General features: G+C 42.3%; 12 protein-coding genes. 1 reads left to right on the top strand and 11 read right to left on the bottom strand.

The window, feature by feature from the left end:
* The first annotated feature begins 630 nt into the window (after nt 1–630).
* Entirely contained in the window at nt 631–1,245 is a 615-nt protein-coding gene (locus DFP82_RS10995; protein ID WP_110923780.1) for a septal ring lytic transglycosylase RlpA family protein, read from the top strand.
* A 147-nt stretch (nt 1,246–1,392) separates the two neighbouring features.
* Here the strand turns inward: DFP82_RS10995 and radA are convergent, their stop codons facing one another.
* The 11 genes from radA to DFP82_RS10940 all read right to left on the bottom strand — a co-directional run bounded on the left by radA (nt 1,393) and on the right by DFP82_RS10940 (nt 12,364).
* A complete protein-coding gene (gene radA, locus DFP82_RS10990; protein WP_110923779.1) occupies nt 1,393–2,829 on the bottom strand; it encodes a DNA repair protein RadA in 1,437 nt (478 codons plus the stop codon).
* Between the two features lie 293 nt (nt 2,830–3,122).
* Nucleotides 3,123–3,902 carry an LPS export ABC transporter ATP-binding protein gene (gene lptB / locus DFP82_RS10985; RefSeq protein ID WP_110923778.1) on the bottom strand — a complete coding sequence of 260 codons (780 nt, stop codon included), beginning with the start codon at nt 3,900–3,902 and terminating at the stop codon, nt 3,123–3,125.
* A gap of 77 nt (nt 3,903–3,979) precedes the next feature.
* Nucleotides 3,980–4,468, bottom strand: a complete 489-nt coding sequence (gene lptA / locus DFP82_RS10980; RefSeq protein ID WP_227669241.1) for a lipopolysaccharide transport periplasmic protein LptA — start codon at nt 4,466–4,468, stop codon at nt 3,980–3,982.
* A gap of 163 nt (nt 4,469–4,631) precedes the next feature.
* Nucleotides 4,632–5,216: an LPS export ABC transporter periplasmic protein LptC gene (lptC, locus tag DFP82_RS10975; RefSeq protein ID WP_110923776.1), complete on the bottom strand. Its 585-nt coding sequence runs from the start codon at nt 5,214–5,216 to the stop codon at nt 4,632–4,634.
* Nucleotides 5,213–5,779, bottom strand: coding sequence for a KdsC family phosphatase (locus tag DFP82_RS10970; RefSeq protein ID WP_110923775.1), 567 nt, complete (start codon nt 5,777–5,779; stop codon nt 5,213–5,215). The genes lptC and DFP82_RS10970 overlap by 4 nt, the downstream gene beginning before the upstream one ends.
* 65 nt (nt 5,780–5,844) lie before the next feature.
* Nucleotides 5,845–6,837, bottom strand: a complete 993-nt coding sequence (locus DFP82_RS10965) for a KpsF/GutQ family sugar-phosphate isomerase (RefSeq protein ID WP_110923774.1) — start codon at nt 6,835–6,837, stop codon at nt 5,845–5,847.
* Nucleotides 6,838–7,068: 231 nt separating this feature from the next.
* Nucleotides 7,069–7,602 carry an RNA chaperone Hfq gene (gene hfq, locus DFP82_RS10960; protein WP_110923773.1) on the bottom strand — a complete coding sequence of 178 codons (534 nt, stop codon included), beginning with the start codon at nt 7,600–7,602 and terminating at the stop codon, nt 7,069–7,071.
* A 428-nt stretch (nt 7,603–8,030) separates the two neighbouring features.
* Nucleotides 8,031–9,209 carry a tRNA (adenosine(37)-N6)-dimethylallyltransferase MiaA gene (gene miaA, locus DFP82_RS10955; protein ID WP_110923772.1) on the bottom strand — a complete coding sequence of 393 codons (1,179 nt, stop codon included), beginning with the start codon at nt 9,207–9,209 and terminating at the stop codon, nt 8,031–8,033.
* A 67-nt stretch (nt 9,210–9,276) separates the two neighbouring features.
* Nucleotides 9,277–11,154, bottom strand: coding sequence for a DNA mismatch repair endonuclease MutL (mutL, locus tag DFP82_RS10950; RefSeq protein ID WP_110923771.1), 1,878 nt, complete (start codon nt 11,152–11,154; stop codon nt 9,277–9,279).
* A gap of 44 nt (nt 11,155–11,198) precedes the next feature.
* The gene (tsaE, locus tag DFP82_RS10945) at nt 11,199–11,729 is read right to left on the bottom strand and encodes a tRNA (adenosine(37)-N6)-threonylcarbamoyltransferase complex ATPase subunit type 1 TsaE (protein ID WP_110923770.1); all 531 of its coding nucleotides are present in this window, start codon (nt 11,727–11,729) and stop codon (nt 11,199–11,201) included.
* The gene (locus DFP82_RS10940) at nt 11,729–12,364 is read right to left on the bottom strand and encodes a 6-pyruvoyl trahydropterin synthase family protein (RefSeq protein WP_110923769.1); all 636 of its coding nucleotides are present in this window, start codon (nt 12,362–12,364) and stop codon (nt 11,729–11,731) included. Before DFP82_RS10940 ends, tsaE begins: the two co-directional genes overlap by 1 nt.
* Between the last annotated feature and the right edge of the window lie 362 nt (nt 12,365–12,726).

Here is a 12,726-nt window from a genome sequence, read left to right as displayed (position 1 = left end):
AAAAAGTGCTCATACACGCCATAAAAAATACTTATAAATAGTTGATATATATCGTATAAACATCAATCCTACCTTTCGTTTCTTCCTCAAAGAATATACCTTCATAAATAGTACTGATAGATTTTAATCCTTGTTTTTTACAAATAATTGCGTTAACCTCGTTCAAATGTACTTTGATACATAACCCGTACAGAGCTACTAAAAAAGTTTTCATTCAATTATATTCTAGTTGTAGCCCAGCCGTATAGTAAGCAGCTTGTAGATTTTGAGCTTTCAAATACACTACTTAATTAACGGTTTAGCCACAAAGTTATACGTAAAGTCATTTATTAGGTAATAGGTTTAGTACTTAACTTTCCTATTTAAGTAATGTGCTTTATGAATATCATTGACTATCATTTGAGCGTGTCATAAGTACTTTCAGTTAAGTGACTGTAACCGACTTATGATGATGAAAAATTACCCTATATTAAAATCTATAAAAGTCCTATCTGGTATCAATTATTATATAAAAACTAGATTGATAATGCGGCTTCAGAGTGTATGACACAGTTAATTCGAATGGATACTGTGACACTCTATCTAACATGATTAGAGTTAGGTTTTAATGTACATGTTATAGAGGTATCTATGAATAAGCGTTTATCTGGTTTACTTACCGTATCAGCAGTATTGTTTGCTGGCTCTGCAGCCGTTACTAATGCCAATGCTGTAGACTCCAAAACCTCCCTTGCGATGATTTCACAAGATAACGCCTCCCATATCGATCGTGTGCTTGGTGAGCTTAGCCGTCAACATGATGGTGCATCAAGTTTGGTTAAGTCAGCACGTCAACCTACTTCTTTAGCACTTAGCAGTTCGCTGTTGGCTAATGACTCGACACAAGTAAGCAATGATGAAGATGTACTAGAGCGTCTGACAGCCGTTGCCTCTAACTCAGTCAGCAAATTTAAGCAGACTGGCCTAGCGTCTTGGTATGGTCGAAAATTCCATGGCCGTAAAACAGCCAGTGGCGAAACCTTTGACATGAACGCATTGACAGCAGCACATCGCTCATTACCCTTGAACTGCTATGTTAAAGTTACCAATAAGACAAACGGTAAAAGCGTCGTGGTCAAAGTGAATGATCGTGGCCCATTCCATGGCAACCGCGTATTAGATCTATCTTATGGCGCTGCTAAACGCCTAGGTATTACGAACAAAGGGGTTGGCAACGTTTCTATTGAGCGTGTTTCAGGACCATAGTTCTGCCGCAATAGTTTTATCACAATAGTCCTGCCGCAACCTTTATCTAATAGCTATATCAAACAATAAAAAGCGCCTAACCATGATGAGTTAGGCGCTTTTTTATTTAGCTTAAATTGACTATATCAGAATCAAAGACATAAGACCTTACAATTCAAATGCGCTCTCAATCGCATCATCAAGCCGCTCTACCGCAATGACATTAATACCTTTAAACTGAGGTGCATTCTTAGCAGGCGCATTGGCCTTTGGAATGATGGCATGCTTGAATCCATGCTTCATCGCTTCTTTGAGACGCTCTTGCCCATTAGGTACAGGGCGAATTTCACCAGAGAGTCCTACTTCACCAAAGACCGCTAATGACGATGGCAATGCCCGTTCCTTAATGCTTGAGGCACAGGCCAATAACACTGCTAAATCAGATCCTGTCTCTATGACTTTGACACCACCGACCACATTGACATAGACATCTTGCCCACTGGTATGAATACCACCATGACGGTGCATGACAGCTAACAACATAGACAGACGCTGAAAGTCCAACCCCAATGCCATCCGTCTAGGTGAACCTTGTGAATCATCAACTAAGGCCTGTACTTCTACCAATAAAGGTCTTGTGCCTTCACGGCTGACCATAACAACAGAACCAGCCACAGGTTTGTCATAGCGACTCAAAAATATCGCCGATGGGTTGGCCACTTCTTTAAGACCCATGTCAGTCATACCAAAAATACCCAACTCATTAACCGCACCGAAACGGTTTTTGACAGCACGAATCATGCGAAATTTAGAGTCTGACTGACCTTCAAAGTACAACACTGTATCTACCATATGCTCAAGTACACGGGGGCCCGCTAGCGTACCCTCTTTCGTCACATGACCTACTAAGAATAGTGCCGTACCCGTTTGCTTAGCATAGCGGGTCAAAATAGCTGCAGACTCTCGAATCTGACTGACACCGCCCGGTGCGGAGTTGATCGCATCTGTATAAATCGTCTGAATAGAGTCAATAATAGCAATCGCTGGCTGCTCTTGTGTCAAAGCTGCACAAATTGTCTCCACATTGGTTTCAGCGAGTACGCGTAGCCTGTCTGCAGGCAAATCCAAACGTTTGGCGCGCATGGCTACCTGCGCAAGTGACTCTTCACCTGTCACATACAGTGCACTACCTGCTAATGAGTCAGCACGTGCCATATTAGTCGCCGTTTGCAATAGAATAGTCGACTTACCAATACCAGGGTCGCCGCCTATCAGTACTACAGAACCAGCGACCAATCCACCACCCAGCACTCGATCGAACTCACCAATGCCCGTCGGTAGACGCGTGTCTAACGTTACGCTGACTGCGTTGAGTGGCATGACCGCACTATGCGTACCTGAATAATTACCCGCAGGTGCGCCAGTACTACGAGAAGCGGCACGACTGGCATTAGGCTTGGCTGTACTTTTATTATGATGTGGCATGCTGACATTAGGTGCTTCAACCAAGCTATTCCACTCGCCACAATCGGTACACTGCCCTGCCCACTTGCCAAAATGCGCACCGCAATGCTGACAGACATAGCTGCTCTTATTTTTTGCCATAATTTATGAGCCTTATTCAGGTGTTCAATCAAAAATAACTGAGAAAATATCGTGACACTTGTATGAATGCTAGTGTAACTATAAGTTTAAGTTTAAGTTTAAGAATGACTTAGAGATTAATCAGCCATAGCCATAATAGGCTGTGACCGATAGAAGGGACGGTATCAAATGAGGTGACGTTCTAAAAATAAGAAAAGTAGCGATAGCAGTAGCTGGCTGAAGGCATCAGTTAAACCTTTTGACTCTAGCAGCCAGCTTAAATATTAGCGTGGTATATATGAAAAAGTATCGGTTTATACCTGAAAATCCTTACCTAAATAGACAGACTTCACCAATTCATTATCTAAGACTTCAGCCGAAGTACCTTCCGCAATGATGGCGCCCTCTGAAACGATATAAGCTTTTTCACAAATGGCCAATGTATCGCGTACATTATGATCCGTAATTAAAACCCCGATGCCACGATTCTTTAGAGACAGAATAACGTCTTTAATATCGCCTACAGAGATAGGATCAACACCTGCAAAAGGCTCATCTAATAAGATGAATTTTGGGTCGGCTGCTAATGCGCGCGCAATCTCACAGCGACGACGCTCACCACCTGACACACTCATCCCCAAAGATTTTCGTACATGCTCTAAATGGAATTCACCGATTAATTTTTCAAGCTCTTGCTTTTGCTCACTTTTACTTAACTCTTTACGAGTTTGCAAAATAGCCAGGATATTGTCTTCGATAGACAATTTACGAAAAATAGAGGCTTCTTGCGGTAAATAGCCAATACCTGCACGAGCACGCTCATGCATCGCATACTTAGATAGGTCCATTTTTCCTAACGTCACACGGCCTTTATCCATGTTAACCAGACCCACCACCATATAGAAACTGGTCGTCTTACCTGCACCGTTGGGTCCTAACAACCCAACAACTTGTCCTTGTTCAACAGAGAACGAGACATCTTTTACGACCCAACGTTTACCATAGCGCTTACCTAGATTTTGCATCGATAATCGCTCAGCAGGTACTATATTATTACCCGTGGCTGAAGAGTCTATATTTTTACTATCACTCATAACTTACTCATACTGTTGAAAAATCTAAGCACTGGTGCAGACTGGTTTGTATATTGATACATAGACGATTTAACGTCTTAGCGTACGCCACTTTGGCTGCTGCCACTACTGGGCGGAAATACCAATTCTACTCGCTGATTACCACCAGCAGTTGCCTCAACATCGCCTGCTTTTAGGCTATAACGAATGACATTACCAGCAAAACTTGCACCATTCTGAACCAACTTGGCATTACCCGTTAGAGTAATGATGCCAGTGACTGCATTATAATCGATTTTGCTGGCTTGACCTTTTGCTAGACCTTTTTCTTGAGTCACTACCTGCTGCATAGTCGCTGGACGTCCGGTCGCTACGGCTGAGTTAATACTACGCTGCTGCGATAAGTTGACAGTGATATTGTCCGCTGTCATCTTAAACGTACCTTGAGTAATACTGACATTGCCGGAGTAACTGGTCACCCCTGTACGCTCACTATAAGTCGCCTTGTCAGCCAATAGTTTTATTTCTTGATTGGAATCTGATGGTAGCGCATGGCTATAAAGTGGCAATGCTAGCAGCATGACCATTGGTAACTTGCGCAGTTGACACAAGCTATGTGCTTTTGAATTTGAGCGCAAAGTAGGCAAAAATTTAGATTTCATAAAATCACTCGTTTTATAATGGGTAGTAGAATTTGCAAACTTTATGCTAGCTGCTGTCTTTTTATATAAGCAATAAGCACCGTTATCATTAGAACAATGCTTTATCTTGGCGTTCAGAAGGGGTAAAAGCAACAGCGACGTGGCCAAACTCATACTCACCTGTTTCAAGATTGGCAGTCATACTAGAGGCTTCAAACCGGTTCATCCCTTGCTCGACCTGAACAGGCTCGTCACTATATACTTTGCCTGACTTAGTATTACCTTTAAGGATACTACCTGTCACTTTTATTGGCTCAACCTCAGACGTACCTTCTTTGCCTTCGCTGACAAGTGAGAAGCCACCTGACAAACTAAGCTCACCTGTCTCTTGACTGATAGCAGCCGTACCCGCTTCAATACGATAGCGCTGTTCAGCGGACGGCTCCCAATTCATAGTGATACCTGACATTTCGTCCAGATTGGTCTCTGGATTATGCGTCAAGGACTCAGCCGTCAGCTCATACTCAGTCTCACCTTCATCGTTAGTCTGTACCGCCTTAATTTCTGTTGCCTCATAATCGACATCAGTGGGCGCCATACTAACTGGTGGCGCAACATCACCCTGCTGCTGAAAAAACCAACCTGCAATACCAGCAATAATTAATGCAATAATTACTAAAACACGAGTATTCACGACAAATCATCCTGAGTTTTTACTTCATCAAGCGTATAGTGCGCAATAAAGTCTTGATAGTGTCCATGACCCTTTAAGATGAGATCACATATTTCACGTACAGCGCCAGTGCCACCTGCACGAGTCGTGACCATATCGCTTCGATTGATTACTTCTGCATGCGCATTAGGGACCGTTGCAGCAAACCCGACTGTTTGCATTGCTTTAATATCTGGTAAATCATCACCCATATAAGCACAATCAGCGGCCGTAATATTGAGTGCTGGATCAAGGGTTGATAGCAGCTCATTTAAAGCAACTAGCTTATCATCACGTCCTTGCACCACGTAGCCAACACCCATCTCGAGGGCACGTTTATCAACCATAGCACTGCTACGACCAGTAATAATAGCCGTTAAGATGCCATAACGCGCTAAAGACTTAACACCAACGCCATCATGAACTGAAAATGCTTTGGTCTCGATACCATTGGCATCATAGATGATTTGACCATTTGATAATATACCATCAACATCCATTACCAGTAATTTTACTTGTCCAGCTTTTTTGATTAAGTCCTGCATCATCTACCTCTTGCTTAGAGCCGTTTATTAGATTTTATTGTGATACGCCAATACCACCAGTCTACTTACTTTACACCAGCTTGCAACAAGTCATGTACCGTAATAATCGCTTCCAAACGATCTTCATCATCAATAATTAACAACTGACTGATACTGTTTTCATTCATCACGCTAAGTGCATCTGAGGCACGCATCGATTTACTAATACGGCGTGGATTACTGACCATCAACTCACCCATTGGCGTTTGTAGATCAATGCCTTTTTCTAGGCCACGGCGCAGGTCACCATCTGTAAACACACCAATGACTTTATCACTCTCATCAGTCACCACTGTCATACCCAAGCGCCCAGCAGACATCGTAAATAAAGCCTCTTGCAGTGGGGCGTGTTGATGAATAAGTGGCAGATTTTCAGACTGAGTATGCATTAAATCTTCAACTCGTGTTAGCAGCTGACGACCTAGTGCACCTGCTGGATGCGACAATGCAAAATCTTCTGAGGTAAAATTGCGAGCATGTACCAAAGCAACTGCCAGTGCATCGCCAAGGGCTAAAGTGGCCGTGGTGCTCGAGGTAGGTGCCAGATTAAGGGGACAAGCTTCCTGAAACTGACCAAGTGTTAAGACAATATCAGCAGCACGAGGCAGCATGCCACGCTTATCACGGCTAATGCTAATCAATGGAATATTTAGACGCTTAACAACAGGCAGTAGCATCTTGATTTCATCAGACTCACCCGAGTTAGAGATAGCCAGTAGCACATCACCTTTTACCAACATACCCAAGTCACCATGTCCCGCTTCACCAGGATGCATAAAAAATGATGGTGTACCAGTAGAGGCAAATGTTGCCGCGATTTTACGGCCAATCAGTCCTGACTTACCCATACCGGTCACTACCACTCGACCCTGACAGGCCAAGATAGTATCGCAAGCTTGTGCGAATCTATCATCTATCTGTTCTGTCAATAGTGTTAACGCAGATATTTCGGTATTAATCGCCTCGATAGCTCTATTGATAAACTGCTTATGGGTCAAATTGGCTTGGGTGTTATCCATGAAAACGCTCTATTTTTATAATGAATCAATCAGGTATTTTACTATACTATGACTAATATTAATAACATTAGGCTGTTAATAGCATCAAACAAAACCTATCGATAGCAATTAAAAGCCACCTATTGAATCATATTGTGTGTTTATTTATACAAAAAAAACCCACTATAGCAGCAGGTTTTAATTGAATAAGTCATATCTTAACGATGCAGCTTAGGCAATGCACTGAAAGATTTAACCGTTGTTATCATTAGATCCATCATTTGGCTTATCTTCAAAACCTGCATTGTCTGCTGGATTCTCAAAACCACGATCTTGACCAAATCCACCACGCTCAAATCCGCGTTCTTGACCTTGACCAAAGCTACCGCGTTCAAATCCGCGCTCTTGGCCTTGGCTAAACCCACCACGATTAAAACCACTACGGTTAGAAGCAAAACCACGCTCTTCAAAACCACCCGTGCTAGCAGGGTTACTACCACGCTCAAAACCACCACCTTGATAAGCCGTTGGCGCTGCGCTTTGAGGTTGTTGGGTACTAGTGCCAGTCGTCGTACTACTACGAGGATTTCGAGCTGGCACTACGGTCGAGATAGCATGTTTGTATACCATTTGACTCACAGTATTCTTAAGCAAAACAACATATTGATCAAATGACTCAATTTGGCCTTGCAGTTTGATGCCGTTGACCAAAAAAATAGAAACAGGAATGCGGTCTTTGCGCAGCGAGTTCAAGAACGGATCTTGTAAAGTTTGTCCTTTTGACATGAAATCTCTCCTAAATATTATATAGTTATGTTTTGAGCGCCAATTATTTTAAGTGTCGATTTAATTATAATGGCTGAAGGTAGATACAATAATAAGCTATCTTTATAAAACGTATCTAAATAAACCCTAATTGTTGTCAAGTGATTCCACTTTATCGTGAATACATTATTATTGTAAATAATTAAGTAACTACTTGTATCATTGATGATTATTTTCAACAAGCATCAGTAACTAGCAATTAGGAAAGTAGTGTTAAAGCCGTTACTTTCATAGATTTAAATTATAGCAGTTATCTACGTTATAATTTGAAACTAATTGTCACTACTTTCTAATGGCTGTGTAGCGTCTGTTTCTATACCAATTTTCAGTACGTTACGCTTTGCGCGCAACCTACCTTTGAGCTAATAATCTACTCGTACGAGCAACTTTTAGTATAGATACTCTCTTGCCTGCGCCATCGTTGTAAATGTCTTTATAATCATACCCCTGTCTATAGAGGTATTCTCATCATTAGGCAAATCAGGCATCTTTACCACATCTGTCGTAGCATGAGGCAATTGCATGACTTTACGCAACCAAGTGTACTGCCGTTTTGCCAGTTGTCTTGTAGCATATAATGCCTTATTTTGCATTTGCTGACAAGCAAGTGACTCGGTCTCTTCACTGGATAGCAATGATTGCGCTGACAGCTCTGCGGTATTATTTGATGTTGCTTGTCCATCTACTGACTCTGAATATCCTCCAAAAGCAGCATAAAACTGCGCTTTGTCCAAGTGCGGTAACTCAAATATTGGATGATTAATATGTACCAAATACTCTAATACCTGTCGATAGCCAACACAGCGCATAGCAGGCAAATTAGGTGTTAATGTATATTGCTCAAGTAAACCAATCACTTCAGCTACCAGCCCTTCATCCCACATTATATCTAAACGCTGAGCAATACGCGCATGTAGCCATGGACGATCCGGCATTATTGTCAATGCATGCCACTGCTGATTGGGATTATGTGCCAGTGCTTGTTTAGGCTGACGTTGCCAATCACTGATTGGGATGTTTGTTTGCAGATAAACTTCAATCGCTCGGGTAATGCGCTGAGTATCAGTTGCATTAAGACGCTCATGGCTAATTGGGTCAACTTGACCAAGGTAATCATGCAGTGCTTCAATACCTTCCTCTTGCCGCCACTGATCCACACGGGCGCGCACGCTATCATCACTATCAGGCACAGGTGATAGTCCATCAAGTAGCGCCATGTAATACATCATGGTACCGCCCACTAATAACGGTATCTTGCCATCCTTATGACAGTCATCAATCAAACTAGCGACATCTGCGACAAATTCCGCAACACTATAGCTCTGTGTCGGATCAATGATATCCACCAGATGATGCGGATAACGTGCCAGCTCACTAGCCGATGGCTTTGCTGTACCGATAGTCATATCACAGTATATCAATGCTGAATCTACTGAAATTAGCTCGTAGCGCCCTGTATCATATAGCTCATATGCCAATGCAGTTTTGCCACTCGCGGTTGGCGCCATCAAGCACACCACGCTATTATCTGTCAGCTTATGAGATAAACCATCAGACGAATGTCTCATAGAATTGCCTTTAATTATTATTTATAGGTAAGTAATATTTATGTGTCAGTAAGGTGTGCTATCGAACCTAGCTTGGTATTGCTTCAGAGGTAGACAAAAGTATCAATGTTACTAGGTGACTGCTACTGATCGTCTTGATAGAGTTTTGAATCAGCAACGCTTCAAGATCCGTTATAAATAGCATCAAGTCTTGTGTAGACATCTGCTGGCTCATAGTAATAAGCTGATGATTTATTTCTCTCGCACTATTGGGCAGCTTGTCTTTATGCAATACCTTACTGCTCAGTATCTGTGATTCAAACAGTTGGTTCAACTTTGATTGCCAATCCGTTTCAGCAATGAGAAAGCACTGTCCTTGGTGGGAAAATAACAACCAAGGTAAGATCTTATCATCAACATATTTAGCAATATCAGTGCCAAGTGCTAACTTATCTAAGCCGCTAATAACCTCTAAACAAATTGGTAAGGGTCTCGTTCCTACCAACACACCATTAGCAATATTAGTACACTGACTGGTAAACTTATTGCTACCTAATTCTGACTCTGCTGAATATTGAGATTGAGACATTGTCTGGACTGTCTGACTGGATGGCAGCTCATATGATTGCTTAGCAGTATTTACCTGTCTGCTTCGAGGCTGTGATAAAGCATTTTCGTAAGGCTGATCGGTAGCAACAACGTTTACTCTTTCATCACTTATCAGCGTGTTATCTTCTCTTAATGGTTTGTCACATTTTTCAGGCTGTACGTTGACTTCAATATTTTTCAGCTGAGACTGTACCGCATGGTTTAAATGCGCCATGATATTATTCAGTGGGCTAATCTTAATGCGCTGCTTCGATGGATGCACATTGATATTGAGCCACTGGGTTGGTAGGTCAAAATAAAGTGCGTAACCCATACCAGTTAGTTGCGCACTCTGAGCCAATTGACGAAGCTGATTATTAATTAAGGCTTCCTTAACCAGTCGACCATTCACATAGATTAGCTTTGGCAACGCCGATGCTACTTTGCTCTGCTGCTCATAATGTATAGGCCACAACCAACCGCTGATACTCGCTTGACTGTCAAAGCTATTATTATTGGCGTAATCCATGGTCTGTTGCATCAGACTAGACAGATCAATCGTGATCTTTATGGCGTTATCTATTAATGAAATACCAGTGGCTTGCTCAAGACGTGATAACGGCAGACGGCTAGCATTTTCGTTGCCATTTCGATTAACCTCTATCATGCTATTATCTGTAAGCACACTATTTGAAGGCATTGAACCTACAGATAGTGACGTTGAAGACAATGTATTTGAAGACAAGGTACTTGAAGATAGAGACATGCGTTTTTTATTGTCGTGAAACAGCGTAAGCGACACATCTGCTCGTGCCAAAGCAACTTCTCGCACGATAGTCTCAATATGCCCAAACTCAGTCGCAATAGATTTCAAATTACCGCGACGGGCTGGTACATTGAAATATAAATCTTTGACCGTAATCGTCGTTCCGCGATTGTGTACAACGGGTACTAATTTTGGCGTATCAGCCAAGACACCAGCGACCTGTAACTGACGACCAACACCACTATCATCATGACTACTCGTCAGAGTCAAACGGGACACTGCAGCCGTTGCTGCTAATGCCTCACCGCGAAACCCCAAAGTGGTAATTCCATGTAGATTGGCGACATCAGCGACCTTACTGGTTGCGTGACGAGTAATGGCCATGACCATATCATCAGGATGGATACCAATGCCATTGTCTATGACTTCAATCAAGCCCATACCGCCTTGAGTGATGCGAACCTCAATATTGGTCGCGCCTGCATCGATGGCATTTTCAAGCAGCTCTTTGACCACCGCTGCTGGACGTGTCACTACCTCACCCGCTGCTAATTGATTGATTAACAATGGCGACAGTTTTTTGATACGTGTACTAGCGTTATTATCAGACATTAATGAGCATCATATATTTTGGACTACAGGCATTTTGTATAACGTTAAATTTTGAGCGTTGATAGATCTAAATCTAGCGCTTGTCCTGCTTTCGATAGTCGCAGTTCAACCAAACGAGATTCTTTACCATGATTATCACCATCACCTTGGGTCATATCAATAAACAAAGTCGGCGGTGGTAAATAGCCATCCGCGCGGCTTGCCCATTCGATAATGACCAAAGCATTTGGCTCATCTAGATACTCATCAAACCCAATGAAAGACAGCTCTTCTGGATCTTGCAAACGATACAAATCTGCATGATAAACCGGCTTAATCGAGCCATCACTTTGCTGAATACTGTAAGGCTCAACCAAGGTATACGTTGGGCTTTTGACTGCGCCTGCATGACCAAGCGCTTGCAGCCAATAACGAGTCAACGTGGTCTTACCTGTACCCAAGTCACCTGCCAGCCACACACTGCCAGTCAATGGCAAATCAGCCAGCTGCTGAGCCAATGATTGAGTATCTTGCTCAGAGTTCAGTATCAATGTTTGCGAGTATTTGTCGTCTTTTATAGATTCATCAGTGTGCATCAGTCTGAACCTGCCTGTACTTGCTCTGTTTGTACCTGCTCTGTCTGTACTTGCATAGTCACGGATGGATTGATAAAACTCTCACCGCGAATCAATTTTGCATACAGATCAGGGTCATGCCATTCCTTAGAAACTTGGTCACTGAATGCAAACTCTTCCAAAACCAGTTTGCCCATTTGATCATTGGCCACATCATCAGCGAAACACTGCGCATAACCTGTTGCTGTTTCGTGCGCAATTACTGAGTAAACACTGACATCTGACTCGCCATTTTGCATTTGAGTCTGGCGCAAAATCTCTTGCGCCCAAAAGAAGATAACACGTGAGAATTGCTCTGCTGACGGTGATACTGGCAAGCTTATCCAGCGCGCACTGAACTTCTTACAGGCATCAATATATTCAGGATCGTCTTTATTCCAAAAACAGATAGCATGATCAAAGCTGTCGATGATGTCTTTGATCGAAGACTTTAACAGACCAAAATCATAGACCATCTGACCGTGATCTAAGCGCTTGGCTTCTAAAATCAGCTCAATCTGATAGCTGTGACCATGGATAGAATGCTTGCAACGTTCAGAACTACAATTACGAACGATATGGGCATTTTCAAATTTAAAAAGTTTACGAATACGCATAATAATTTTGACCAAAACAGTAAGCACCACTGTGCTAGATATTAATATCGTCAAATCCACATAAATCCGCTACATTGTCATCTTCGATAGGCACACTAATGTATAGTGTGTACTAGACTTCTTTGTATCAAAATTATTTGAATTCAACTGTAAATAAGGGTTTGCCGCGTCTATTCATCGGCTTGTCGCTCATTATAGCAAATCGCCATGTATCCGTAAGTAAGCACTTATGAATACTCATATTTATTATACGAATTGACATGACGCAATTTTAGCTAATAGGAGCAATCCATTTAATCGTAGGTGAATTGTGCGCGTGCTATCTATTAGCACCTCTTCAGCCTATACTCATGACAGTGCGC

This window comes from Psychrobacter fozii (genome assembly GCF_003217155.1).
Lineage (GTDB): Bacteria > Pseudomonadota > Gammaproteobacteria > Pseudomonadales > Moraxellaceae > Psychrobacter > Psychrobacter fozii.
This window is presented reverse-complemented; position numbering and strand designations above follow the sequence as displayed.